We start from the raw sequence: 24,601 nt of genomic DNA, 5'->3' as shown, positions 1-24,601 counted from the left end.
AACCCGTAAGGTCGGCTCAGAGAGCGCGGCCACGGTGAAAGCCGGGCTTATCGGAACCGGCGAAAAGCCGGCGTACTCAGGTCAGGTCTGCGAGTAAGCTCGCGCCCTCGACGTACACGAGTCCCTCGCGGTCGGCGTAGGCGCGGGCGGCCGTCGGTGGGAGCGCCGCCCCCGTCTCGTCGTCGAGCATCTCACAGACGACCACGGCCGGTGGCTGGTCGGCGGCGTCGGCCAGCGCGATACCCAGTTCCGTATGTCCCTCGCGGTCGGAAAGCAGGTTCGGGGCGGCCCGGAGCAGGTGGACGTGGCCCGGCGACCGGAACTCGTCGGCGAACCCGTCGGCGTCGGGGGCCGCCGCCGCGTCGGCCAGTTCGCGGATGGTCAGCGAGCGGTCCTCGTCGGTGATGCCGGTGAACGTGTCGCGGTGGTTCACCGTGATGGAGAACGACGAGCGCTCGTCGTAGCCGAGTTCGTGGTCGGCGGCGGTCGGATGGTCGAGTACCTCCTGCATGAACGGCAGTCCAAGGGCGTCGGCCACGGTGTCCGAGAGCGCCACGCAGACGAGACCGCCGGCGTCGTTCCGCAGGCGTGCGACGGCCGCCGGGTCGACAACGCCGGCTGGGTAGACGATGTCCGTCTCGCCTTCCCGGTCGGCGGCGTCGTGGACGAGGACCGGGTCGCCGCGGGCGAAGGCCGCGACGGCGTCGGCGGCGCTGTCGGCGTCCACGGCGCTCTCACTCCGTGACATGGACAGTCACCTCGTCGCCGTCGGCCAGTTCCAGCACGTCACGGAGCTTCTCGGGGGCGATTACCTCCAGTTGCTCCTCGCCGTGGTGGGTCCGTTCGGGGGCGATGATGTGAGCGGGGGCGTACTCGCCGTCGCCGCTGACGACGGAGGCCGGATAACAGTACGCCGGACCGTAGGTGCGCTCGTCGTCCTCCCAGCCCTCGATGGTGACGGGTTCGAGCGCGCCGAGTCGGGCCCGCTTGCGGACGCTCTCCTCGGTGAGTTCGAGGTTCAGCGTCCCCGCGAACGGTTCGTAGTCGAGTCGCTCGATGAACTGCTCCATGTACCCCGGCAGGGTGATGTAGTGTCGCCCCTCGCCCATCCCCGAGGTGACGATGCCGTTCAGGTCGACGCTGGCGTCCGCCTCGAAGATGCGCCGGTAGTCGGCGTACTCGGACTGGAGTCGATGTTCGCCGTCGGCGGTAATCTGGACCTCCTGTCCGTCGCTGACGATGTCCCGGTCGAGCAGGCCGGCGTCGTCGAGGCGTTGGAGGCGTCGCGACGCCGTCTGGTTGGACGCGTCGAGTCGCCCCGCGAGGTCCGCACAGGAGACTTTCGTCCGCTCGTCGAGGGCGCCGTCGAGCGCGAGCAGTTTGAGGGTCGCGAGCTCGTCCCGCCCGACGGCCCGTCCCGATGATTCAGCCATACACCGGATTACGGAGCCGTCCCGGATAAGCATACCGAAGGTGGAATGCATTCCAATATTGGAACGCGAAGGAACGAGTGAACGGTTGTCGCGTGGGCCGACAGCGTGTGATTCGTGGTTCGGGGGTGTCAACCTTCCGCCGCATATCTTCGCCCCTTTTTCAGGCCCGACTCGCACCGTCGAGGCGCGCCCAGTGCCATCGTGTAGCGCCAGTGGCCGAGATTTGCGATAATAACCCCATACGTCCCGAAATATCGGGTTTCTAAGACCCCACTCCCGGCATATACATCCATATTTCGCAGTTATAGCTACTGATTCTCCCCATTCACCAACAACAATATATCTCCTATCCACATATGTCGAGATTGTCCCATCTAGTTCGTTGACTCGCGCCAATCCGGCAGCAGTCTCGGCACTATCGCCGACAGCATCGCTACTTTTCTTTGTGTCTGCTCCATCGCGTCCGCCAGCACGGGCGCGAGGGCTGCAAACAGCGCCCAGACGTAGAGCGGAACCGGCGCCGTCCCGAGGACGCCGGGTCGCCGGGTGGGAGAGGACAGCGACTGGAAGCCACCGCGACAGCACCGGCTACCGCACCGATACGCGCGACCTACGGTAACATACGTACGTTCGTTAGCACCGGATAAGCGGACGCTACTCGGGCCGCTCGGACGGGCGGGGCAGGCGACGCCTCACTCGTACTCCAGTCGTTCGAGGACGTACCGGTAGGTCCGTCGGTCCGTCTTGACGACGAGTCGGTACCCCTCGGCCGTTCGTTCGAGCCTGTCGAAGTGGTGACCGAGGTTCCCCGGGTTCAGCGACGCCGACGACCCTTCGAGGCCGAAGAAGAGGATCGCCCGCTGATGTCGCACGTCGTCGGCCTGTTCTGCCTCGACTGCGAGCAGTTCCCCGTCGTTCCGGACGTCGGCGCCGCCGGTGAGCGTCCACGTGTGATCGAGGTAGCGCACCTGCTTGTCGCCGAGTTCCGCCAGTTCTGCGTCGGCCATGCCCGTTCGTTCGCCGGCCTGTCACATCGTTGTTTCGGCGGCGAGCGTGGGCGGGCCGACGCGCCGCATCACCCGAACAGTCTTCCCAGAGACCGAGCGCGATATCCGGTCCGAATCCCAGCGTCGTCCCATAGTTCGGGGGAGGTTGCGGTTCGATATCTGGGTATGGATCAGTATATGGAGAACGCACGCAGAGATTCGCGGAATCGGTCGGTAGACGTAGGCAGTTCGGGTTCGGTCACTCGCATCTAGTACTCGACGTGCGAGTCTCGCTCCCAGAACTCGCTCGACTTCTCCAGTTTCGGTACCCACGTCTGTTCGTCCTCGGCGAGCATCGCCACGCGGGACTCCTCGACTTCCTTCAGCACGTCGTGGTCGGGGAGGAACGCTTGCATCTCCTCGGTGAACGCGCGGACGTCTTCGTGGCTGGGCATCGAGTCGCGGTCGAGTCGCCCCCGGGAGTGACCGACGTGCATGTACGCCTTCATCTCCACGAAGTCGACGTCCGCCCGGTCGCACATCGCCGCGTACCACTCGGGGTGGTGCATGTTGTGACCCTTTACGAGCGTCGTCCTGACGACCGTCCGGGTGTCGTCCTTCCCGGCGAGGACGTCCAGCGTGTCGACGAGCGAGTCCCACGCGTCGTCCTCGACGGCCTTCACCGTCGCGTCGAACGTCTGCCGGTCCGCGGCGTCGACGGAGACGTACAGTTGGGTCGGGTCACACTCGGCGAGCATCTCCGGGTTGGTGCCGTTCGAGACGAGGAACGTCGTGATGTCGCGGTCGTGAAACTCCTCGATGAGTTCGGGCAGGTAGGGGTACAGCGTCGGTTCGCCGTCGAGCGAGATGGCGACGTGGCGCGGTTCCATCGCCTGTTCGAAGACGTCTCGTGGGACGTTCTCGTTGCCGCCGAAGCCGGAGAGGAGCCGTTTCTGGAGTTCGACGGAGGCGTCGGCGACGGCCGCCGGGTCGTCCCATTCGACGTCGCCCAGTTCGTAGGCGTGGCCGGCGTGGTCTCGCCAGCAGAAGACACAGCGCTCGTTGCACTTGACCACGGGCGTCATCTGGATACAGCGGTGGGACTCGATACCGTAGAAGATGTACTTATAGCACTTCCCGTCGCCCTGAATGGCGTTCTTCGTCCACCCGCAGGTTTGGGCGGCCGTGTGATTCTCACTGTGGTAGGCCGGGTCGGAGACCTGTTTCGGCCCGTCGTCGGACTCGCTCATTGCCCGCTAGGCTATCGCGGACACGCAAAAGCCGTGTGGTCACTCCGGACGCGACGGCCCTCGAACGCGAGCGGTCGCTCAGCCGTCGTACTCGGCGTCGGGGACGACGACGACTTTCCCGAACCCTTCGCGTTCCTCCAGCAGTTCGTGGCCGCGGGCTATCTCGCTCATCGGGAGCACCTCGCGGATTCGGGGTTCGAAGGTCCCGTCCCACACGAGGGGGAGTACCTCGTCTATCTCGCCCGGGTTCCCCATCGTCGACCCCATGACGTCCAGTTGCTTCCAGAAGATGCGAGAGATGTTCGTCTCCGGCGTCGGGCCGGCGGTCGCCCCACAGGTGACGATGCGCCCGCCTTTGACCGCCGCGTCCATGTTGTCCGTCCAGTTGTCGCCGCCGACGTGGTCGATTATCACGTCCACGCCCCGGCCGTCGGTCCGGTCGTGGACGGCGTCGACGAAGTCCGCCGCCTCGTAGTTGATGGCGTAGTCGGCGCCGATGTCGCGGGCGTACGCCAGTTTCTCCTCGCTGGAGGCCGTCGCGTACACCGTCGCACCGGCGTGGGCGGCTATCTGGACCGCGGCGTGGCCGACGCCGCCGGAGGCCCCGTGCACGAGGACGTGGTCGCTCTGGGACACCGCCGCGCGGGTTTCGAGCATCCGCCACGCCGTCTGGAAGACGAGCGGTGTCGCGGCGGCCGTCTCCCAGTCGACGCCCTCCGGGAGGGACACGAGGTTCGCCTCGGCGACGGCGGTCAGTTCGGAGTGGACCCCGCGCGTGTGCTCGCCGATTATCTTGAACTCGTCACAGCGGGTCTCGTCGCCTCGTCGACAGAACTCGCACTCGCCACAATACACCGAGGGGTACACCGCGACGCGGTCGCCCGCCTCGAACCGCGTGACTCGGTCGCCGACCTCACGAACGACGCCCGCGGCGTCGCTCCCGGGGATGTGTGGGAACGACGGCGGCGTCGGCAAACCCCGGCGAGTCCAGACGTCGAGGTGATTCAGGCCGGCGGCCTTCACCTCGACGAGCACCTCGTCGCTCCCGATCTCCGGGGCCGGCTGTTCGCCGTACTGCAAGACGTCGGTCGAGCCGGTCTCCTCGTAGAAGATGGCGTTCATGCGTCTGTTAATGTCTACCACACTACTTAATTCACCCGTCTCCAGTTCGGTCTGTCACAGCCGCGGCACAGATTGGGAATTCGATCACAGATGGCGGTATGTGAATCCTGATCTCGGGCGTGTCGTCCCATCCACCGCGTATCTGTCGCCATATTTCGGCCCAGATAGCATAGATGCAGATATATGGACGCGTATTTCGATATCTACTATCGTGTTGGCGCTTTTAGTCCGAGATTGCCCAGGCTATCTCGCATATTCTTCCCCTCTGGACAGCGTCGGGGTATCGACGAGCAATGCCGCGGCCGGGGAAACACATTTGTCGGACGGCATCCTCGTCGGGAGCATGGCGGAACGAGCCACCCGTATGGAGGAGCCACTGGCGGGCCAGACAGCCGTAATCACCGGTGCGAGTTCGGGTATCGGGGCCGCGACGGCACGCGTCCTCGCCGAGGACGGCGCGGACCTGACTATCGCCGCGCGGCGCGAGGAGCGACTGGCGTCGCTGGCCGAGGAGATACGCGAGGCGACGGACGCAGACGTCGCCGTCGTCCCGACGGACGTCACCGACGCAGCGGCCGTCTCGGCGCTCGTGGAAGCCACCGTCGACCGCTTTGGCGGTCTCGACATCGCGGTGTGTAACGCCGGCCTCGCCATCGACGAACCCGTCAGCGAACTCACCGACGAGGAGTACCGGACGATGACCGGCGTCAACGTCGACGGGATGTTCTACACCGCCCGCGAGTCGATTCCGCACCTCGTCGACTCGGAGGGCCACCTCGTCTTCCTCGGGAGCATGTCCGGGAACCACCCACGACCGGCCAATCCGGTGTACGCCGCGACGAAGTGGTGGACGAAGGGCTTCGCTATCAGCCTGCAGGCCAGCATCGGCGAGGAGGGCGTCGCCGTCTCGTGTATCAATCCGACGGAGGTACGCACGGAGTTCGGGTCCGAGAGCGGTACCCCCTCCGAGGAGGCGTTCGAACCCGGGAGCGTGACCGAACCGATCGAAGTCGCCGACGCCATCGCCTACGCCGTCCGCCAACAGCCACCGAACTCGGTGACGTCGCTGGACCTGTATCGACGGGACAAGCTCTCGCACTTCTGAATCGGTGGTCGACGGGCGCTCGGATACGTCAGTCCAGCGCCACCGGGCCGCCCTCGCTCGCGCTCTCGTAGATAGCGTCGATGACTTCCATGATGGCGACGCTCTCGGTGCGGTCGACCCGCGGCGTCTCGCCGCGTTCGACGCAGTCGGCGAAGTGCTCGACCTCCAGCGTGTAGTGGTCCGTCGGGTCGAAGCGTTCGGTGACCTGCCGGTCGTCGACGCCGTAGGTCAGTTCGACGGCGGTATCGGGGCTGATGTCGAAGGTCGGTTCGGCCGTGAGCCACCCGTCCGTGGTCTCGACGCGGTAGTACTGCGTGAGCGGCGTCTCGAACCCGGACTGGACGCGGGCCGTCGCGCCGTCGGCGTACTCCAGAATGCCCGCCATCTCGGTGTCGACACCGCAGTCACGGCGGTCGTTGGTCACGCCGTACACGCGGTCGGGGTCGCCGAGGAACAACCGTGCGGCGCTGACGGCGTAGCAGCCGACGTCCATGATGCTCCCGCCGTCCAGCGCCGGATCCAGTCGGATGTCCTCGGCCTCGTCGGGCATCCGGAAGGTGAACGTCGACGTGACGTTTCGGACCTCGCCCAGTTCCGAGGAGACGACCTCGACCGCTCGCTCCGTCACCGGGTGAAAGCGGTACATGAACCCCTCCATCAGGGTGACGCCACGCTCTTTGCAGTAGTCGAACACCGCCGCCGTCTCCGCGGCGCTCGCGGTGAGTGGTTTCTCACAGAGGACGTGCAAGCCGGCGTCGGCGGCCCGCCGAATCCACTCGGCGTGGAGGCCGTTCGGCAGCGGGACGTACACCGCGTCGAGGTCCTCGTCGTCGAGCAACGCCTCGTATCCCTCGTAGGCCGCCGGGATATCGAACCGGTCTGCGACCGTCTGTGCCCGAGCGCCGTCCCGCGAGGCGATAGCGCCGACCTCGTGGTCGCTCTTGTCGATGCCGGGAATCACGGAACCGGTCCCGATGTCGGCCGTGCTGAGGATGCCAAATCGCATACTCGAAGAGCGAGCGACGAGAGAATAAAACTAGTGGTCTGTCGAACCGACCCGGCATCGGCAACTGCAAACCACCGTCGGGACGCGGTCGCCGTGGCGGTCGTCTACCGCCGCACACTCCGGGACGAGTGTTCAGCTACGGTGAACGAATCCCCTAACCGATGTACGTCTGTTATCCCGGACGACTGACTGGTTCTCGTCGCTCCGGCGGACGTTTGTCCGTCGAGACGGCGTATTCCGTCCGTATTGGAAGTTTCGTATCGGCACGAGACACACGAACGCCCGACCGCGATCCGTTCGGTCATAGTGAACAGCCACGGCGCGATCTCGGCGCTCGCTTCGGTCTCTCGGGACCGACGCGCCGCGGTTACGAATACGTGAAGTTGAGTTCGATGACGTTCGCGACTTCGAGGACTCGCTGTGGGAGTTCCTCCCTGAACCGCTCGCCGCGGAACCGGTTTGTCGGGCCGGCGACGCTGATGGCGCCGATGATGTCGTCGCTGTTGTCGAGCACCGGTGCGGCGACACAGCGGAGACCGTTGAGACGCTCTTCGTCGTCGAACGCGACGCCGCGCTCCCGGACGGCTTCGAGCGTCTCGTCCAGTTCCTCGCGGGTGCTGATGGACTGCTCGGTGTTCTCCGCCAGTCCGTGTCGGTCGACGATTTCGTCGACGCGCTCCCCCGGGAGATACGCGAGAATCGCCTTCCCCAGCGCGGTCGTATGAAGCGGTACGCGCGTCCCGACGTGTGCTTTCACGCGGACCGCCTGCTCGCCGTAGGCCCGATAGAGGTACGAGCCACGGCCGTGTTCCTCGACGAGGACGTTCGCGAGTTCGCCCGTCTCGTCGGCGAGGCGGTCGACCTCCGGCTTCGCTATCTGAAACAGTTTCCGCTCGTGACGCGAGTACGCGCCCAGCTCCAGAAACCGCAGTCCGACCCGGTACTCGTTGCCGTCCTTGACGATGTACTCCTCCTGTTCGAGCGTGCTCAGATAGTTGTGGACCGTACTCTTCGGCAGGTCCAGGTGACGAGCGAGTTCCGTCACGCGGGCACCCCCGAGCTCTTTCAGTCCGTTCAGGATTTCGAACGTCGTGCCGACTGATTTGACCGGGTTTTGGGCTGTACTCACCATAGTCGTAGCACGAAGTATACGCACAAAACAGTTGCTCGTTTTGTCGAGTCGTCTGGGAGCGGAAATAAGTCCGGCGGTCGTTACAACTCGACGACGTCGCCACTCTCGGCCGCCTGATGGATGGCACGGACGATTCGCATATCCTGCAGTCCGTGCCGGCCGTCGGCGACGACCGGCTCCCCGGTGAGCACGCGGTCCGCGAAGAAGTCGAACTCCTCGCGCATCTCACGCTGGGAGTCGAACGCCTCGTGTGAGACGGTGGCCGTCACGTCGCCGCGGGACAGATGCATCGTACACTCGCCGTGAAACGCCGGGCGGAGGTCTATCTGGCCCTCGGTGCCCGTAATCTTCAGTTGCGTGTCTTCGTGGGCGCGTTGACTGTCGGTGGTGACCATCTTCACGCCGCCCTCCAGCGTGAGCAGTGCCCCGGACCGCTCGTCGGGGACGGCGTCGAACGCCTCGTGGTGGGAACTCATCTGTGACTGGACGGCGACCGGGTCCCAGTCTAAGATGAACCGCGTCGTGTTCAGCGAGTAGATGCCGAGGTCCATCACCGACGTGCCGTACCCCGAGCGGTCCGGGTCGAGTCGCCACTGGTCGTGGTCGGGAATCATCTCCAGCAACGGCTGGCTGTTGTTGCCGTAGACGGACACCGGGTCGCCGACGAACCCGTCCTGTACCAACTCCTTCGCCCGTCTGACGGCGGGGTCGGTCTGCATCCGGTAGGCGATCATCAGCGGCACGTCGGCGCTCTCGGCGGCCTCGACCATCTGCTCGGCCCGTTCGACCGTCGACTCCATGGGCTTCTCACAGAGGACGGCCTTGCCGTGTTCGGCGGCGCTCTCGACGTACTCGAGGTGGTAGGCGTTGGGCGTCCCGACGTAGACGGCGTCGTAGGCGTCGGTCGCGGCGCCGTCGTGGAACTCCTCGTAGCTGATGCCGTGGTCGACGTCGTTTTCGGCCGCCAACCGCTCGGCCTTCTCGGTCGAACTGCTCACGAACGTCGTCACCTCGCCGAGGTCGGAGTGCTGGATGGCGGGCAGGGCGACGTCGATGGTCCACCAGCCGAGGCCGAGAAGCGCGTATCGGACGGTGCCCTCCGTGGTCGTCTGCCAGTCGCGGTCGTCGTAGCTGTCGAGCCAGTCTTTCATCGCGTACTGGTACCGACGACTGTGAGTAAAATCTTCGGATAGCTATCAGCGGACGGACTAATCGCCGTGCGGACGCCGTCACGCGTACAGTTCGGAGACGTCGAACACCGGCTTGCAGGTCTCGCCCGCGACGAACGCCTCGAAGGCCTCCTCGGCGTCGAGAAGCGAAAAGCGGTCGTCGATGAACGTCTCGGCGTCCACGTCGCCGCTGTCGATGAGCCTGAGCGAGCGGTCGAAGTCGTCGTACATCGACGCGTAGGAACACTGGAGGTCTATCTCCGACCGCACCAGCGGGGAGTACGGCATCGTCGTCTCGCCGGTCTGGCCGATGAGAACTATCTGCCCGCCCTTTCGCACCTCGTCGACGGCGGCGGGGAGCCCAGAGGGGTGGCCGGTCGTGTCGAACACCACGTCGTAGCCGACGCCGTCGGTGATCGCCTCCCGGCGCGCCTCGACGTCGTCCTCGGCGACGTTGAGAGTCTCGAAGCCGAGGTCCTCGGCCAGCGGGAGGCGGTACGCGGCGTCCTGCCCGACGCCGGAGACGAGTACCTCGCCGCCCTGTGCGTCGGCGATCTGTGCCGTGAGGAGACCGATCGGCCCCGGCCCCTCCACGAGGACGCGGTCGCCCGCCGTCACCCGCGAGTTCTCGATGACGGCGCGGGCGGCGATACTCGTCGGTTCGACCATCGCGGCGTGTTGCTGGTCGACGGCGTCGGGCACCGGATGGAGCGCGTCCTCCGGGACGGCGACGAACTGCTCGTAGGCCCCGTCGTGGTCGACACCCGTGATGACCGCGTTCTGGCAGACGTTCGACTCCCCGATTTCACACTGGTAGCAGTCGCCACAGCCCCGAATCGGCCGCTCGACGACGCGGTCGCCGACCGCGAACTTCGTGACGTTCTCGCCGACTTCGACGATGCGCCCCGAGTACTCGTGGCCGATGACCGTCGGGAGGGCCATCCGCTCGAACGCCGACTCGAACTCGTAGATGCCGGCGTCACTCCCACAGAGGCCGGCGTAATCGACCTCGACGAGCGCCTCGTCAGGGGCCGGTTCTGGCCGCTCTCGGTCGACGAACTCCATGGCACCGTGACTACGGCTGACTTTCGCGAGTCCTCGCATACGTTTCGGCAGTCGACGGAGAGTATTAATTCTATGGTTGTCGGCGAGGCGCCGTTCGGTGGTTCAGATGCGATGCCGCGTACTCGGATTCGTCGCGACGCTATCGCACCCAGACACGTACCCACCCACCCTCCACAAACGTCAAATAGGCACGCACAGACAGACCGAGTATGGGTTCGTACGACCACACGCCAGTGACAGTCGCGGACAAGCGAGCCGTCGTCGTCGGCGGCACGAGCGGTATCGGGCAGGCCATCGCCGAGGGGTTCGCCGCGGAAGGGGCCGACGTCGTCGCCACCAGTCGCCGCGAGAGCGCCGTCGAGGAGACGGCAGACATCATCGAGGAGTACGGCGTCGACACCGCTCGGGTGACGTGTGACGTCACCGAAATGGCGACGCTCGAAGCGGTCCGAGAGACGGCCGTCGAGGAACTGGGCGGCGTCGACGTCGTCGTCGCCTCGCAGGGCGCTATCTCCCGCGAGACGGTCCGGGACATCAGCGACGAGGACTGGGACTTCGTGACCGACGTGGCTCTAGACGGCGTCCGCAGGGTCACACAGGCGATGGTCCCGGCGATGGACGACGGCGGCGCCATCGTCAACATCTCCTCGCTGGCCGCCCGACTCGCCATGGCCGACCTGCCGGCCTACGCGGCGGCGAAGGGCGGCGTGGAGGCGTTCACCCGCGCGTCGGCGAAGGAACTCGCGCCGGAGATTCGCGTCAACGCCATCGCGCCCGGGTTCGTCATCACGCCGCAGAACGCCGAGACGTACGCGGAGGGGACCGAGAAGCGGGCGAAGATCGACGAGCGAGCGCCGCTCGGTCGGGTCGCCGACCGCGAGGAGATGGTCGGCGCGGCCGTCTATCTGGCGAGCGACGCCGCCTCCTACGTCACCGGCGAAGTGCTCACCGTCGACGGCGGATTCGCCGACAGCGCGCTCTGAGGTGTCGACTGCACACGAGGAAAACCGCGTCGACGCGAACTTACAGGCGGAGCGCCTGCGCGTCGAGTTCCAGTTGCCGGGTGTGGAGCGCCTCGCCGGTGGCCGTATCGAAGACGTGTATCGTCTCCTCGGGGAGGTGGACGGTGACGGACTCGTTTTCCTCGATCTCTCGCAGCCCCTCGGTGATGGCGACGAGGTCCTCCGTCCCCGTCGTCTCGCCGGGGAACTCTAAGTGGACGACGTTCTCGTTGCCCATCGGTTCGACGACGGTGGCCGTCATCTCGAACTCGCGTGCGGGGTCACTGCCGTCGCCCGCCGCGAGAATCTCGACGTCCTCCGGCCGCACCCCGAGGATGACGTCCTCGGCGTCCCCGACGGCGTCGGCGATGGTCTCGGTGAAGGGGTACTCGATACGGTCGGTGACGAACGACGACCCCTCGCGTCGGCCCGAGAGGAAGTTCATCGACGGTTCGCCGATGAACTCGGCGACGAAGAGGTTCTCGGGAGCGTGGTACAGTTCCAGCGGCGGGCCGACCTGCTGGAGGCGGCCGTCGTTCATCACGGCGATGCGGTCCGCCATCGTCATCGCTTCGGTCTGGTCGTGCGTGACGTACACCGTCGTGACGCCGAGTTGCTCCTGTAGTTGCTGGAGTTCGGTCCGCATCTCCGCCCGCAGTTTCGCGTCCAGATTCGACAGCGGTTCGTCCATCAGGAACACTTCCGGGTCACGCACGATAGCACGGCCGAGTGCGACGCGCTGTTGCTGGCCGCCCGATAACTGACCGGGCTTGCGATCGAGCAGGTCCGAGATGCCCATCATCGACGCGACTTCGGTGACGCGCTCGTCGATGTCGGTGTCGGCGAGGTCGGTCGACTCCTCCAGCCCGAACGACATGTTCCGCCGGGCGGTGAGGTGGGGGTACAGCGCGTAGGACTGAAACACCATCGCGATGTCCCGGTCCTGCGTACGCACGTCGTTCAACACTGTCTCGCCGAGTCTGATCTCGCCGTCGGTGATGGTCTCCAGTCCGGCGATCATCCGCAGCGTGGTCGACTTCCCACACCCGGAGGGGCCGACCAGTACGAGGAACTCGCCGTCTCGAATCTCGACCGAGACGTCGTCGACGGCGACGATTTCGTCCTCGCCGTCCTCGAACACCTTCGTGACGTGTTCGAGTGCTAAGTGGGCCATTATACGTTCGTCACCTCCGCTTCCGGCCCGATGCGGCGGTTGTGCAAGGCGTCACCGCTCTCCCCATCGAAGACGTGGACGTGACTCGGGTCGATGGTGACGACGACTTCGGACCCCTGCTCGAAGATGTCGGTGCCGCCGGTCAGCGCGTGCAGCAGGTCCGATTCGCTGGTGTCTCCCGGGTGATTCAGGTGGACGACGTTCTGGTCGCCGTGCGGTTCGATGACGGAGACGTGCATCACGAACTCGTAGTCGCCGAGGTCGGACTCGTCGACCCCGTCGGCCGTATCGACGGCGACGTCTTCGGGCCGAACCCCGAGGACGACGTCGTCGGCACCGTCGACAGCGTCCCGGATGGTGGCGTCGAACGGGTACTCGACGTACGTGCCGACGAACCGGTCGCCCTCGTTTCGCCCCTCAACGAAGTTCATCATCGGTTCGCCGATGAACCCCGCGACGAAGCGGTTCTCGGGGGCGTGGTACAGTTCCAGCGGCGGGCCGACCTGCTGGAGGCGGCCGTCGTTCATCACGGCGACGCGGTCGGACATGGTCATCGCTTCGGTCTGGTTGTGTGTGACGTACACCGTCGTCACGTCGAATCGGTGCTGGAGTTGCTGGAGTTCGGTTCGCATCTCCGCCCGCAGTTTCGCGTCCAGATTCGACAGCGGTTCGTCCATCAGGAACACTTCCGGGTCACGGACGATGGCCCGCCCCAGCGCGACGCGCTGTTGTTGCCCGCCGGATAGCTCGTCGGGCTTTCGGTCCAGCAGTTCGCTGATGCCGAGCGTCTCGGCTATCTCCTCGACGCGCGCCTCGCGTTCTGCTTTCGTGTACCCCTCCTCCTCTTCGAGGCCGAAGCGCATGTTCGCCCGGACGGTCATGTGGGGGTACAGCGCGTAGTCCTGAAACACCATCGCGATGTCCCGGTTCTGTGGCACGCGGTAGTTCATGTGGTCGCCGGCGATGTAGATGTCGCCGGCCGTCGGCGTCTCTAGCCCCGCGAGACAGCGCAGGGTCGTCGACTTCCCACAGCCCGAGGGGCCGACCAGCACGAGGAACTCGCTGTCGGCGATGTCGAGCGAGAGGTCGTCGACTGCCGTCGTCTCTCCGAACCGTTTCGTCAGGTTCTCGATGTTGATTGCGCCCATCGTTATCCACCTCCGGTCCGCAGGCCCTTCGCAAATTGCTCCGCGAAGGCGACGTAGATGATGAGGGTCGGAATCGCCGCGAGGAACGCCGCGGACATGCGGATTCCGAAGTCGATACCGGACGTCGAGGCGCCGACGGCCGGCAGGATGAGCGTCACGACGGCCTCCGGCGTGTCAGAGCCAGTGATCAGCGTGAACGCAAAGAGGAACTCGTTGTATATCTGGGTGAACTGATAGATGAACACGACGCCGAACATCGGCTTCGAGATCGGCAACACGATGCGGCGGTATATCTTCGAGACGGACGCCCCGTCTATCTTCGCGGCCTCGACGAGCGAACTCGGGAGGCTCTGGTAGTACGAGCGAAACAGGATCGTACAGATGGGTATCCCGTACGCGATGTGGGTGATGATGAGCGGGACGAGGTTCGAGTGGTAGTCCTGGAGGTACGGGAGCGTCTCGAACGTCGGCGCCAGCATCGACGCGAGCGGGAAGATGTTGTTCCAGAAACGCGCGAGCGGCACCAGCACCGCCTGGTACGGCAGGAAGATGCCGACGAGGAACAGTATCAGGAACGCCATCTGGCCGCGCCAGCGAACCATCGTGAGGCCGTAGGCGGCCATGCTCCCGAACAGGACGCTCCCGATGGTGGCGGGAATCGCCATGAACAGGGAGTTGAAGAACGCGCCCGAGAGCTGTTCGAGCGCGAACTGGAGGTTGCCCCACGTGAACCCCTCGCCGGTCGGTGGCGCCAGTGGAATCGTGCGGGCGACGGCCTCGTTGGTCTTCAGCGCGGTCATGATGCCGGTCTCCAGGGGTGCGAGGAAGAACCCGATGAAGAGGATGACCAGCACGTACTGTCCGATTCGGGCGAGGTTTACGTCCTCGACGAGCGATGCGACGTCGATGTTGGTGTCGGGCGTTGACTGTGACATCTTAGAGGCTCCCCTGTCTGTACTGGTAGTAGAGGTACGGCGCGATGACGCCAAGCGCGAGGACCATCAGGTACGTCGCGATGGTCGCCGCGTAGGCCCACTTGCCGAACTTGAACGCCTGCCGAACCATCAGCGTCGCCAGGATGTCCGTCCCGTTGGGCGGTCGGTAGCGGCCGGTCAGTGCATACAGGAAGGTGAAGGCCTTCAGCGCGAACACCATCAGGACGACGGCCGCGCTGACCGACGACTCCTTCAGTTGCGGGATGATGATGCGCAGGTAGGTCTTTGCCGTGCTCGCGCCGTCCACGCGGGCGGCCTCGAACTGGTCGTCGGGGAGCGACCGCAGGCCGGCCAGATAGACGACCATCGTGTAGCCGCTGAACTGCCAGATGAGCGCGAAGATGATCGACCCGAGCGCAATCGACGGGTTCCCTATCCAGTCGACGGGTTGGAACCCGAAGGCCGTCACGATGATGTTCAGCAGGCCGTTGTTGTTGTTGAACATCCAGAGCCACAGCTGGGCCGTAACGACGAACGAGAGACTCATCGGCAGTAAGTAGATGGTCTGTACCTTGTCGTCGTACCGAATCCCCTGATCGATGAGTACCGCGAGGAACAGGCCGAGAACGAGGCAAATCGTCGTGAACGTGACGAGGAGTACCAGGTTGTTCTGGGTGGCCTGCAGGAACGCGTTGCTCCCGAGTACCTGCGTGTACATCTCGAGGTCCAGATTGCCCGGACTGTAGTCCGGCGGCGTCAGTCCCCGCGCGTCGGTCAGCGATATCGCGATGTTGAACCCCATCCCGCCGTAGACGGCGACGCCCATGACGAGGAACGGAATCCCCCAGAAGGGCGAGGACCGCACGAAGTCACTGTTGAGGAAGTATCGCAACTTCGTCTCCCAGTCGACCTCCTCGGTCGGGGTTGTGGTTGCCTCTGCCGTTTCGTGGGTGTCCATAGATAGTGTGATTTCGTTCCGGTATAATAAAATGTGTAGTTCGTCGATCCCGTTACTGGGACACGGCGTCGAGCAGTCCGTCGGCCGCCGACTGCACGTCGTAGGGCCCCATCATGTTCTCGCTCATCGCCGTCTTGCAGGCACCCATCTGCTCGGGCGGGACGGCGAGGCCGTGTGCGATGGTGGGCGGGTACCGCTCGGAACTTGTCAGGTCCTCGTAGGTCAGGCCGATGAAGTCGCCGAGTTCGCCCGGGTCGATGTCGGTCCGGAGCGGGACGGAGCCTTTCAGGTTGTTGAACGCGATCTGGGCTTTCTTGGTCCCGACGAACTTCTGCCACGCGATGGTCTCGTCCTCGCTCGGGTTGTTCGCCGGCGCGACGATGGCGTCGATGTGGTAGCCGTAGGTACCCTCGGTGCCGGGGAACGGAATCCAGTCCCAGTGCTCCTTGTAGTTGAACGAGTCGTCGACGCGGAACTGACCCGCCAGCCAGTTGCCCTGATGCATGCAGGCGACTTCGCCGTTGATCATCTTCCCGCCGACGTCGGTGAAACTCACCGACGAGGCGTCGTCGGTGATGTAGTTCTGCTGAATCTCCTTGACGACGTTCAGCGACTCGACGATGGCCTGCCGGTCACCGTTGCCCTCGATGAAGTTCATGTAGGCGTCGACGCCGGCCTGACCCTGGAGGACCTGCGCCCACAGTTGGAGGACGGTCCACGGTGCGACCATCGCCTGTCCCATGGGCGTGACGTCCGTCTCCGTCTTGATGGCGTCGAGCGCGCTCAGCAGCGAGTCGATGTCGTCGAGGCTCGACGCGTCTACGCCCGCCTCCTCGAAGGCCGAGATGTTGTAGAACAGGTTGTTCATCCGGTGAGAGCCGAGGGGAACCGAGGACATCTTGCCGTTGAACGTACAGAGTTCGACGGCGCGGTCCTGCATCACGTCTTTGTACCCTTCGGGGTCCCAGACGGACGATTCGAGGTCCATCAGGTGGCCCCGGTAGCGTTCGAGGTTGTTCCCCGGCCAGTTCGCGAAGGAACTCATCGGGTTGTTGTTGACCATCCGGCGCAGAATCGTCGCGTTGAGGTTGACGTTCGCGCTCGCTCCGACGGCCTGGAACTGCGTGTCCATGTCGGGATATTCGCTCTCGAACTCCTCTATGAGCGCTGTAATCGCGGCTTCACCGTCACCACCGGCCCAACCGTGGAGGACTTCGAGCGTCTCGCCCCACTGCCCGCCACCCCCGGAACCGTCGCTCCCGTCGCTCCCGCCGTCACCGCCACCGTCGCTCCCGTCGCTGCCACCGTCGCTCCCGCCGTCGCCGGAACACCCGGCGATACCGAATGCGGCCCCAGTACTCAGCGCAGCGAGGTATCTTCGCCTGTCCATTGCCGAATCGAGTTTGTCATTATCAGCCATACGGTTTAGAGCGATTATCTATGAGAACATAAAACTGTCGGCGATTCAGCCCGCAGAACGGGTCATCCCCGACTTCCGACCGGTATCGGAGGGACACCCACAGCAGACGCTTTCGGGACCGTCGCCGACCGCGACCGTCCGCTCACGCCTCGTCGAACAGTTCCTCTCCCTCCGCCAGATGCGCTTCGACGGCGTCGAAGTCGAGCGTGAGGCCCAGACCGGGGCGCTCGGGGATGTCCATGTAGCCATCGACGATGAGGTCGTCTTCCTCGACGAGGTCTTCCCACCAGCCGAGTTCGTAGGAGTGGTACTCGACGGCGAGCGCGTTCGGGATGGCCGCACCCACGTGAGCGCTCGCCATCGTCCCGATGGGTGAGGAGACGTTGTGCATCGCCACCGGAATGTAGAACACGTCCGCCAGCGTCGCGATCTTCGCCGTCTCTCGCATCCCGCCGACCTTCGGACAGTCCGGCGCGACGATGTCGACGCCCCCCTCGGTGATGAGGCGGCGCTGACCGTGCGTGCGGTAGACGTTCTCGCCGGCCGCGATGGGCGTGCCCGTCGACTGGGTGACCTCGCGCTGGACGTCGTGGTTCTCCGGCGGTACCGGGTCTTCGAGCCACCACACGTCGTACTGTTCGAGTTCGCGCGCGAGGCGCTTTGCGCTGCCGCTGGCAAACGCCCAGTGACAGTCGAAGGCGGCGTCTGCGCGGTCGCCGACGCGTTCGGTGACCCGCCGGACGATCTCGGCCTTGTGGTCGATTTCGGGTTGCCGGAGGTGACGGTTCGCGCGGTCCTTCTCGTGGCCCGAGGGGACGTCGAGGTCGAACTTCAGGGCGTCGTAGCCCAGTTCCTCGACGACGCGCTCTGCCTCGTCGGCACAGGCCTCGGGGTCGGCCTCGTCCTCGGTGTGACAGTCACAGTAGGTGCGGACCGAGTCCCGGTACTTCCCACCGAGCAGTTGGTAGGCGGGGACATCGAGAATCTTGCCGGCGACGTCGTGCAAGGCGAGTTCGATGCCGGAGATGGCGGCGATGTCCTTCCCGGCGATGGAGCCCTCGCCGGACATCTTCTGGACCATGTGTTCGTACAGGCGGTCGACGTCCAGCGGGTTCTCGCCGACGACGAAGGGGGTCAACCGCTCGATTATCTCCGGCAGGGCACCGCCCCAGTAGGCTTCGCCGTTGCCGACGGGCCCGGCGTCCGTGTAGACGCGGACGAGCGTCCACGGGTAGTTGCCGTCGACGACGACGGTCTGGACGTCGGTGATCTCGACGTCGCGACGCTCGCCGCGGTGCTCCGTGAGGCCCATCGTCTCGGCCGAGAGGTCCCGCATCGTGTACTCTGCGTTGGGGTCTCGCAAGTTTCCGTAGTGCATACGACAGCGGGGAATACACACCCTCGGGCAAAACACTTCCGGGCGTTCGGGCCGGAGCGCGGGCAGCGCGGCCGCTCGCGGGCCACTCGGCGACTCGCTGGCCGCGGTCGCGACGCGTCGGGTGCGTCACAGCGACGGGGACAGTCGAGCGAGCGCCGTCAGGGGTCGTCTCGTCCGTTACACATGCTGGTTAGACGGTCGTCACGGTATTGTGCAACGTCCCGATACGTTCGATCTCGATGTCGACCTCGTCGTTCTCGCGGAGTGTGAACCCGTCGTCCGGAACGAGCGAGGTCCCGGTGAGGAGGACGGCGAGTTCGGGGACGGCGTTGTGCGCGGTGTAACAGTCGACGAGTTCTTCGCACGTGCGGACCATCTCTCCCGTGTTCGTCTCGCCGCTGTAGACACACTCCCCGTCGCGATGGATCGTCATCGAGAGGTCCAGCGAGTGCGGGTCCGCTATGTCTGTGACGACGCTGGGACCGATGGCACAGCAGCGGTCGTACACCTTCGCCTGCGGGAGGTACAGCGGGTTCTGCCCTTCGATAGAGCGACTGCTCATGTCGTTGCCGATGGTGTAACCGACAGTCCGCCCGTCGTAGAGGACGATACCGAGTTCCGGTTCGGGGACGTCCCACTCGGAATCGCCGCGAATGCCGACTTCCTCGCCCGGGCCGACCGTCCGACTCGGCGTCGACTTGAGGAATATCTCCGGCCGGTCCGCGTCGTAGACGTCCAGATACATGTCCGGCGTGTCGCTCTCCTCTCGGCGCGCCGCCTCGCTTATCTGGTAGGTGACCCCGGCGGCCCACACCTCGTCGGCGTGGACCGGCACGGTTCGGGCGGCGTCGACCTCGTTCGGTGCGAGTTCGTGCTCGGCGTCGACGTGCCGCGTAGCGACGTCGTCGGGGGAGCGTTCGGCGACGCTCGCGGCCGAGAGGAGGTCCCGAAACGACTGCAGGCGCGGCTTCGCGGCGGTGAGGTCGTACAGGCTCTCGCCCGTCGAGACGACGAGCCGACCGGTGTCTCCGTTACCGAGCTGATAGTACCGCATACGGTCTAAGAACTGGTAATCGCTAAAAAGTGTTTCGTCGACGGGGGTGGTCCACGTGCACCACTCGAGCGAACGTCCGGACGGGCGCGGAGGTCGACGCGACGTACGCGAACGACGCGCGAACCGAAACCACCGTTCGGAGAGAGCGACGAACATACCGTCAGTCCGGAAAATTGTTCAACAATACTGAACGCAGTTCGTAACAATAGTACTTCCGTTATTCCCACATCGTCGATTGTTCACACACCTCGCGGAGGTTTCTAGAGCTAGATATCGGGAGTCTGAGGAAGGCAGCAGGGAGACGACACATAGGCGTACCGAACGTTCTGATGAAATTTCGTTCGGTTATTCTGAACGCTTCTTCCTCGAAGGGGCACCGACTGCCTCTTCAGGTGAACACTCGACGGCTAGCAGCGGGGAGGGGTGACTGCGAGTGCGGCACGGTGTCGGTGTTCTGGACAGGTTCGAAGCGTCTACACCGGAGACCGATACGCCGGCACGGGAGTGCCGGACCAGTTCGTGGTCTGTCACGGAATCGACTGCGAGGTGCGCGATCGTGGTCGCCGCTTTGTCGTCCGCGCGTGATATCCCCGTCGACACCGCCCACATATCGGCAGTATATGCGAATTTACCCGCCGCTTGTCGATATACACATGGCTATTCGCCGTATTGTCAGTAAACTACCCCAACTTATCTCGACATTTCGATTTTTATACCTTTATTGGTACTGCTTGCCCGTATATACACCACCCTAGCGCTTTCTGTCGCCAGATTTGGTCGATATGGGCACAGATAGGACAGCGAGCGGTCGGCCGCTAACGGGACCGTGGGCCGCACCCGTTCAGAACGGGTGGCGGCGGAGGAGTGCCCGAGGGACGATCCGATACGTCTCGCCACGGGCGCGGAAGTACCGTCGCGTCCGTCGCTTGCCGTCGACGACGAATCGGAGCGCGTCGAGCGCCGTCACGTTGCGCCACCGGGTGGTGCTGCCCGGGACGACGCACGGGACGCCGCCGACGGTGCGGACCCGGCCGCGGACGACGCGTTGCCCGAGGTCGTCGAGGGCCGCACTGTGCCAGTGACAGAGGACACAGATCGGCTGGCCGTCGTCGAGCGAGACCGCCGGCGGCGGCGAGAGCGCGAGGGCGTCCTCGTGCAGGTCGAACCCGTCGACCGGCCACGTGCGGGGTCGCCCGTCGGCGTCGACGGCCGTCGCGACGAGTCGGTCGTAGCGCGCCGCCTCCCCGGCGTCTACGTCCGCCGCGGGCCACGCCTCGACGCGTCCGGTCCCGGTCCGGTCGAGTCGATCGATTCGCTCGGGCGCTATCTCTATCAGGATGCGAAGCCCGTACCAGTCGAGCAACAAGAGGCCGAGTCGGGATTGCAGGACCGACGCGGCGTCGAGCATCGCGGTCCGCTTCTCCGAGGGCGGTTCGGCCTCGAACAGGCGCCGGAGACGGTGCGCGTTCGCTTCGAGGTCGTCGTCTCGTACCGTCGCTGTGCCCGTAACGTGGCGGGGGCCGTCGGGACCGTGCAGGAGGAGGCCGACAGTGGGTGTCGCCGCGGCCCGTGCGGCCTTCTCGGCGAAGGCCGGCGCGCAACTCACCACGACGCACTCGCTCGCCGGGTCGTAGGTCGGCGTCACGGGGACCGTCGCCGGCCGCCCGTCGCGGACCGTCGTGAACTCGGCGGTCGTCGAGGCGGCGATGGCTGCACGCACTGACGCCGACGACGCGTCGTCACCCGCCCCGTCCACGGAGGTCACGCGCCGACCCGGGTTCTGAATTCACGGAGGAGGCGACCGAGGCCCCGTTCGGTCTCGCCGGGGTGCGGCAGACCGAGCGCACAAGCCACGTCGTCCTGCCGTCTCAGCGGTTCGAACACCGCCGGTTCGTCGAGTCCCCAGACCGTCGGCGGCGGCCCGACGCCCGCACGGTCGAGGACGCCGGCGACGGCGCGTCTGGCGGCCTCGTTCGCGCTCTCCATGGTGGCGAGGTCCGTCTCCGTGCGCACGTAGTCGGCCGCGAGCACGAGGTTCGGTGCCTCGGTCACCGCGTCGGGTCGGTGTCGCAGTGACCCGACGGTGTTGATGAGCAGTGGTGACTGGTTGTCCATCCGGTCCCCACGCTCCGCCTCGACGATGGCGGGGTCGACGACCACGTCGTACAGCGCCGCCGCCGAGAGCCGTTCGTCCTCGCGGTTGAGGTGGGCGGTCAACTGCGCCCACACCTCGTCGACGATCTCCTCGCGCGTGCACTCGCTGGCGGGTTTGTCGAACAGCACGCCCGGCGTCTCCCAGTCGGAGACGATGACCGAGAGGACGCCCTGCACCGACCCGTCGGCGCATCCGGTCAGGTCGAACGGGCCGTCGGCCCAGAACTGGCCCTGCGAGATGGACGTCAGCGCCCACGGCGAGTCCGTGTACGCCTGATGGCCGTGTGCCAACGGCGCGTCGTCGGTGAGGTAGAACTGGAGGCCGTTCATCCACGCGGTGTCGAGTTTGCGCACGCCCGCGAGCGAGGGGGCGGCGCGAGTCAGTGCGGGCGTGAGCAGCCGTGCCATCACCTCGACGGGGACCGCCGCGACGTAGTGGTCGGCCGTCACCGTCTCCGAACCGTCCGCGCCATCGACGACGACGCCGGTGACGCGGTGGCCGTCGGACTCGATAGCCGTCACGGGCGTCCCGGTCCGGAACTCGACGCCGAGCGAGCGGAGGTACGCGACCCACGGCCGTATCCACACCACGCTCGTCGGACCGTTCAGCACCGCCTCGGTCGGTCGGCGGGGCTCTATCTGGTCGAGCATCAACTGGACGTAGATGCGCCCGATGGTCCGGGCGCTCGCTATCTGTGGCCGCATCGCGACGAGCGCCTGCGTGCTCTCGGCGAGGTGTTTCCGGTAGGCCGGCGACCGCTCCTCGGCGTCGACGAACTCCCACCACGTGATGGCGTCGAACTCCCGTTCGCGCCGGCGACGGCCGCTGGTGAGCAACACAAGCAGGCGGCGGAGGAAGTAGTTCGTCTCCCGAGCGGTGAGTTCGCCGTTGCCGATGGTCGGCCGGAGCGCGTCGGCCCACTCCGAGACGGTCCGCGGTGTCGCCGACCGAGAGAGCGACTCGCCGCCGTCGACGGAGGCGACGAGCGTCTCGCTGGTCGGCACCAGATTGTCTGCGACGGTTCCGCCCTCGGCGAGCGGAATCCGGGCCATCGTGTCCCGGAGGTTGGTGTAGAACCCGGGAAAGAACCGGAAACCGTGTTCGCCGGGCAGGGGCGGTCCCTCGGCGTCACCCTCGTACTCGAAGCTCCGCGCTTTCCCGCCCAGCGCGTCGTCGGCCTCGTACACCGTCACCGCGAAGCCGCGTTCTGCGAGTTCCTGTGCCGCGCTCAGGCCGCCGACCCCGCCCCCGAGGATGGCAACCGACGACGAACCGGGATGCATGCCTTCGAGACGGGCCCGACTGTAATAACCGTTCTATCGCCGCGAAATGCTACCGATCAGCACAGTAGCGGGCGGCCGTAGACCGAACGGAACGGTCGGCTCAGAGGTCGTATCGAGCGATCTCGGTCGAGCCACAGGCCGGGCAGCCGTCGGCGTCGTCGTCGACGGTCGTCCCACACTGCCGACACTCGTGGAACGCCCCTGTCGACGCCCTCTGTGACGGTGTCCCCCGACCGACGGCCTGTTTCAACTGCTCCAACATAGCCGGGAGGACGGTCGGCCCGAGTATATACGTCAGCCAACCGCGTCGGAAGTGAAAACCGGCCGACAGCGGGCGGTCGACGCGGCCGCCGTCAGCCCAGCGTCAGACGCCCCACGTCCGTTCGACGGGCCCCGTGCGAGCGTACGTTTAACACGGTACCACGAGCAGAGGCCGGCATGACCGCCGAGCGATGGTCCTCACGAGTCGGGTTCCTGCTCGCCGCCGTCGGGGCCGCCGTCGGGCTAGGCAACATCTGGCGGTTCTCCGCCGTCGTCGGCCAGAACGGCGGCGGGGCCTACCTCCTTCCGTACCTCGTCGCGGCCGTCGTCTGTGCCGTGCCGCTCCTCGTCCTCGAACTGGCCGTCGGCCGCACCCTCCGGACGGACGTGGTCTCGGCGTTCCGGACGGTCGGCGACCGCTACGCCGTCGTCGGATGGGCCGTCGTGGCCGGCGTCCTCCTCATCCTGAGCTACTATCTGGTCCTCACCGGGTGGGTGCTGGGCTTTCTCGTGTCGTGGAGCGTCGGGTCGGGGACGACGTTCGCAGCCTTCACCGCCGGTTGGCGGCCGGTCGGGTTCTTCGTCGTCGCGACGGCGCTGACCGGTGGCGTCGTCTCGCTGGGCGTCCGCGACGGCATCGAACGGCTCGCGACGTACCTGTTACCGACGGTGTTCGTCCTGCTCGCCGCGCTCGCGGCGTACGCGACGACGCTCCCCGGATGGGGCCGTGCCGTCGCGTTCCTGTTTACGCCGGACTTCTCGGTGCTGTCGGACCCCGGCCTCTGGAGTGCTGCCGTCGGGCAGGTGTTTTTCTCGCTGTCCGTCGGGCAAGGCATCATGCTGACCTACGGGAGCTACGTCGACGACGACACCGACCTCACGCGGTCGGCGTTTGCGATTACGGTCGTCGACGTCGGGGCCGCGATTACGGCGGGGCTGGTCATCTTCCCCGTCGTGTTCAGTTTCGGCCTCCGGCCGACGCTCGGGACGGAACTGGCCTTCACGACGCTCCCGACGGCCTTCGCGACGATGCCGTTCGGTCGCCCCGTCGCCGTCGCGTTCTTCGGCCTGCTGGCGCTGGCGGCGCTCAGTTCGGCCGTCGCCATGCTGGAGGTGGGCGTCGCCGCCCTGACGGCGACCGGGTACGGGCGGCGGCGCGCGACGTGGCTGCTTACCGGCGTGATGCTCCTCGCGGGCGCGCCCTCCGCCTTGAGTTACAGCCCCGCGAACCTCGCGCTGGCCGGCGTCCCCGTCCTCGATATCGTCGACGCCACCGTGGGGACGTTCGCACTGCCCGTCTCGGCGATCCTCATCGTGGCCGTGTTCGTCTTCGTCGCGGACCTCGACGCCGTCCGTGCGGAACTCGGCGCGTTCGTCGCTCTCGTCCGATACGTCGTCCCCGTCGTCCTCGTCGCCGTCGTCGTCGCGAAAGTAGCGGGCGTCGCCCGACCGGCGTGGCGGCTCCTCCTCGACGAGATAGGCACGCTTGCGACGGTCGTGCTGGTCCCAGCCGTCGCACTCACCGCCGTCCAACGGCTTTTGCCGTCGGCCCGCCAACCGGTAGCT

At 65.8% G+C, this 24,601-nt stretch carries 21 protein-coding genes and 1 pseudogene; 3 read left to right on the top strand and 19 right to left on the bottom strand.

What is annotated here, in order from left to right; all coding sequences use genetic code 11:
• Positions 1 to 76: 76 nt before the first annotated feature.
• The 5 genes from ribB to IEY28_RS07210 form a co-directional block, all read right to left on the bottom strand.
• The gene (gene ribB / locus IEY28_RS07230; RefSeq protein WP_188995891.1) at positions 77 to 748 is read right to left on the bottom strand and encodes a 3,4-dihydroxy-2-butanone-4-phosphate synthase; all 672 of its coding nucleotides are present in this window, start codon (positions 746 to 748) and stop codon (positions 77 to 79) included.
• Entirely contained in the window at positions 735 to 1,433 is a 699-nt protein-coding gene (locus tag IEY28_RS07225; RefSeq protein WP_188995889.1) for a DUF120 domain-containing protein, read from the bottom strand. Before IEY28_RS07225 ends, ribB begins: the two co-directional genes overlap by 14 nt.
• A gap of 692 nt (positions 1,434 to 2,125) precedes the next feature.
• Positions 2,126 to 2,440, bottom strand: coding sequence for a hypothetical protein (locus tag IEY28_RS07220; protein WP_188995887.1), 315 nt, complete (start codon positions 2,438 to 2,440; stop codon positions 2,126 to 2,128).
• A 248-nt stretch (positions 2,441 to 2,688) separates the two neighbouring features.
• On the bottom strand, positions 2,689 to 3,669 hold the full coding sequence (gene twy1, locus IEY28_RS07215) for a 4-demethylwyosine synthase TYW1 (RefSeq protein WP_188995886.1): 981 nt from the start codon (positions 3,667 to 3,669) through the stop codon (positions 2,689 to 2,691).
• Between the two features lie 78 nt (positions 3,670 to 3,747).
• Positions 3,748 to 4,791: a zinc-binding dehydrogenase gene (locus tag IEY28_RS07210; protein WP_188996876.1), complete on the bottom strand. Its 1,044-nt coding sequence runs from the start codon at positions 4,789 to 4,791 to the stop codon at positions 3,748 to 3,750.
• A 364-nt stretch (positions 4,792 to 5,155) separates the two neighbouring features.
• Between IEY28_RS07210 and IEY28_RS07205 the strand changes: the two genes are divergently transcribed.
• On the top strand, positions 5,156 to 5,896 hold the full coding sequence (locus IEY28_RS07205; protein ID WP_188996874.1) for an SDR family oxidoreductase: 741 nt from the start codon (positions 5,156 to 5,158) through the stop codon (positions 5,894 to 5,896).
• A gap of 28 nt (positions 5,897 to 5,924) precedes the next feature.
• Here IEY28_RS07205 and IEY28_RS07200 read toward each other — a convergent pair whose 3' ends face one another.
• From IEY28_RS07200 to IEY28_RS07185, 4 genes are all read right to left on the bottom strand, one after another.
• Entirely contained in the window at positions 5,925 to 6,902 is a 978-nt protein-coding gene (locus IEY28_RS07200) for a Gfo/Idh/MocA family protein (protein WP_188995884.1), read from the bottom strand.
• 367 nt (positions 6,903 to 7,269) lie between these two features.
• A complete protein-coding gene (locus tag IEY28_RS07195) occupies positions 7,270 to 8,034 on the bottom strand; it encodes an IclR family transcriptional regulator (protein WP_188995882.1) in 765 nt (254 codons plus the stop codon).
• 80 nt (positions 8,035 to 8,114) lie between these two features.
• On the bottom strand, positions 8,115 to 9,185 hold the full coding sequence (gene gfo6 / locus IEY28_RS07190) for a D-xylose 1-dehydrogenase Gfo6 (protein ID WP_188995880.1): 1,071 nt from the start codon (positions 9,183 to 9,185) through the stop codon (positions 8,115 to 8,117).
• 78 nt (positions 9,186 to 9,263) lie between these two features.
• Entirely contained in the window at positions 9,264 to 10,307 is a 1,044-nt protein-coding gene (locus IEY28_RS07185; protein ID WP_188995878.1) for a zinc-dependent alcohol dehydrogenase, read from the bottom strand.
• Positions 10,308 to 10,477: 170 nt separating this feature from the next.
• Here IEY28_RS07185 and IEY28_RS07180 point away from each other — a divergent pair, with 170 nt between their 5' ends.
• Positions 10,478 to 11,251: an SDR family NAD(P)-dependent oxidoreductase gene (locus IEY28_RS07180; RefSeq protein ID WP_188995876.1), complete on the top strand. Its 774-nt coding sequence runs from the start codon at positions 10,478 to 10,480 to the stop codon at positions 11,249 to 11,251.
• A gap of 40 nt (positions 11,252 to 11,291) precedes the next feature.
• Here the strand turns inward: IEY28_RS07180 and IEY28_RS07175 are convergent, their stop codons facing one another.
• The 10 genes from IEY28_RS07175 to IEY28_RS07130 form a co-directional block, all read right to left on the bottom strand.
• A complete protein-coding gene (locus IEY28_RS07175; protein WP_188995874.1) occupies positions 11,292 to 12,443 on the bottom strand; it encodes an ABC transporter ATP-binding protein in 1,152 nt (383 codons plus the stop codon).
• Positions 12,443 to 13,591: an ABC transporter ATP-binding protein gene (locus tag IEY28_RS07170; RefSeq protein ID WP_188995872.1), complete on the bottom strand. Its 1,149-nt coding sequence runs from the start codon at positions 13,589 to 13,591 to the stop codon at positions 12,443 to 12,445. Before IEY28_RS07170 ends, IEY28_RS07175 begins: the two co-directional genes overlap by 1 nt.
• 2 nt (positions 13,592 to 13,593) lie before the next feature.
• Positions 13,594 to 14,526 carry a carbohydrate ABC transporter permease gene (locus tag IEY28_RS07165; protein WP_188995870.1) on the bottom strand — a complete coding sequence of 311 codons (933 nt, stop codon included), beginning with the start codon at positions 14,524 to 14,526 and terminating at the stop codon, positions 13,594 to 13,596.
• 1 nt (position 14,527) lies between these two features.
• Positions 14,528 to 15,484, bottom strand: coding sequence for a carbohydrate ABC transporter permease (locus IEY28_RS07160; RefSeq protein ID WP_188995868.1), 957 nt, complete (start codon positions 15,482 to 15,484; stop codon positions 14,528 to 14,530).
• Positions 15,485 to 15,536: 52 nt separating this feature from the next.
• A complete protein-coding gene (locus IEY28_RS07155) occupies positions 15,537 to 16,874 on the bottom strand; it encodes an ABC transporter substrate-binding protein (protein ID WP_188996872.1) in 1,338 nt (445 codons plus the stop codon).
• Between the two features lie 172 nt (positions 16,875 to 17,046).
• Positions 17,047 to 18,282 carry a mandelate racemase/muconate lactonizing enzyme family protein gene (locus tag IEY28_RS07150; protein ID WP_188995866.1) on the bottom strand — a complete coding sequence of 412 codons (1,236 nt, stop codon included), beginning with the start codon at positions 18,280 to 18,282 and terminating at the stop codon, positions 17,047 to 17,049.
• A 190-nt stretch (positions 18,283 to 18,472) separates the two neighbouring features.
• Positions 18,473 to 19,336 (bottom strand): fumarylacetoacetate hydrolase family protein, encoded by an 864-nt coding sequence (locus IEY28_RS07145; protein WP_188995864.1) that lies wholly within the window; start codon positions 19,334 to 19,336, stop codon positions 18,473 to 18,475.
• A gap of 841 nt (positions 19,337 to 20,177) precedes the next feature.
• Positions 20,178 to 21,101: a pyridoxamine 5'-phosphate oxidase family protein gene (locus tag IEY28_RS07140; RefSeq protein ID WP_220639398.1), complete on the bottom strand. Its 924-nt coding sequence runs from the start codon at positions 21,099 to 21,101 to the stop codon at positions 20,178 to 20,180.
• Positions 21,098 to 22,774: a hydroxysqualene dehydroxylase gene (locus IEY28_RS07135; protein ID WP_188995862.1), complete on the bottom strand. Its 1,677-nt coding sequence runs from the start codon at positions 22,772 to 22,774 to the stop codon at positions 21,098 to 21,100. Before IEY28_RS07135 ends, IEY28_RS07140 begins: the two co-directional genes overlap by 4 nt.
• A 100-nt stretch (positions 22,775 to 22,874) precedes the next feature.
• On the bottom strand, positions 22,875 to 23,036 hold the full coding sequence (locus tag IEY28_RS07130; protein WP_166966271.1) for a hypothetical protein: 162 nt from the start codon (positions 23,034 to 23,036) through the stop codon (positions 22,875 to 22,877).
• A 176-nt stretch (positions 23,037 to 23,212) separates the two neighbouring features.
• On the opposite strand from IEY28_RS07130, the pseudogene IEY28_RS20915 reads away from it, so the two are divergent.
• Positions 23,213 to 24,451, top strand: a pseudogene (locus IEY28_RS20915) (sodium-dependent transporter); the annotation flags it as partial.
• Positions 24,452 to 24,601 lie beyond the last annotated feature (150 nt).

It is taken from the genome of Haloarcula pellucida (assembly GCF_014647235.1).
In the GTDB taxonomy this organism is placed as follows: domain Archaea; phylum Halobacteriota; class Halobacteria; order Halobacteriales; family Haloarculaceae; genus Haloarcula; species Haloarcula pellucida.
This window is presented reverse-complemented; position numbering and strand designations above follow the sequence as displayed.

Coding starts and splice junctions, on each gene's coding strand:
- ribB (WP_188995891.1), bottom strand. CDS start 748: ATGTCACGGAGTGAGAGCGCCGTGGACGCCGACAGCGCCGCCGACGCC.
- IEY28_RS07225 (WP_188995889.1), bottom strand. CDS start 1,433: ATGGCTGAATCATCGGGACGGGCCGTCGGGCGGGACGAGCTCGCGACC.
- IEY28_RS07220 (WP_188995887.1), bottom strand. CDS start 2,440: ATGGCCGACGCAGAACTGGCGGAACTCGGCGACAAGCAGGTGCGCTAC.
- twy1 (WP_188995886.1), bottom strand. CDS start 3,669: ATGAGCGAGTCCGACGACGGGCCGAAACAGGTCTCCGACCCGGCCTAC.
- IEY28_RS07210 (WP_188996876.1), bottom strand. CDS start 4,791: ATGAACGCCATCTTCTACGAGGAGACCGGCTCGACCGACGTCTTGCAG.
- IEY28_RS07205 (WP_188996874.1), top strand. CDS start 5,156: ATGGAGGAGCCACTGGCGGGCCAGACAGCCGTAATCACCGGTGCGAGT.
- IEY28_RS07200 (WP_188995884.1), bottom strand. CDS start 6,902: ATGCGATTTGGCATCCTCAGCACGGCCGACATCGGGACCGGTTCCGTG.
- IEY28_RS07195 (WP_188995882.1), bottom strand. CDS start 8,034: ATGGTGAGTACAGCCCAAAACCCGGTCAAATCAGTCGGCACGACGTTC.
- gfo6 (WP_188995880.1), bottom strand. CDS start 9,185: ATGAAAGACTGGCTCGACAGCTACGACGACCGCGACTGGCAGACGACC.
- IEY28_RS07185 (WP_188995878.1), bottom strand. CDS start 10,307: ATGCGAGGACTCGCGAAAGTCAGCCGTAGTCACGGTGCCATGGAGTTC.
- IEY28_RS07180 (WP_188995876.1), top strand. CDS start 10,478: ATGGGTTCGTACGACCACACGCCAGTGACAGTCGCGGACAAGCGAGCC.
- IEY28_RS07175 (WP_188995874.1), bottom strand. CDS start 12,443: ATGGCCCACTTAGCACTCGAACACGTCACGAAGGTGTTCGAGGACGGC.
- IEY28_RS07170 (WP_188995872.1), bottom strand. CDS start 13,591: ATGGGCGCAATCAACATCGAGAACCTGACGAAACGGTTCGGAGAGACG.
- IEY28_RS07165 (WP_188995870.1), bottom strand. CDS start 14,526: ATGTCACAGTCAACGCCCGACACCAACATCGACGTCGCATCGCTCGTC.
- IEY28_RS07160 (WP_188995868.1), bottom strand. CDS start 15,484: ATGGACACCCACGAAACGGCAGAGGCAACCACAACCCCGACCGAGGAG.
- IEY28_RS07155 (WP_188996872.1), bottom strand. CDS start 16,874: ATGGACAGGCGAAGATACCTCGCTGCGCTGAGTACTGGGGCCGCATTC.
- IEY28_RS07150 (WP_188995866.1), bottom strand. CDS start 18,282: ATGCACTACGGAAACTTGCGAGACCCCAACGCAGAGTACACGATGCGG.
- IEY28_RS07145 (WP_188995864.1), bottom strand. CDS start 19,336: ATGCGGTACTATCAGCTCGGTAACGGAGACACCGGTCGGCTCGTCGTC.
- IEY28_RS07135 (WP_188995862.1), bottom strand. CDS start 22,774: ATGCATCCCGGTTCGTCGTCGGTTGCCATCCTCGGGGGCGGGGTCGGC.
- IEY28_RS07130 (WP_166966271.1), bottom strand. CDS start 23,036: ATGTTGGAGCAGTTGAAACAGGCCGTCGGTCGGGGGACACCGTCACAG.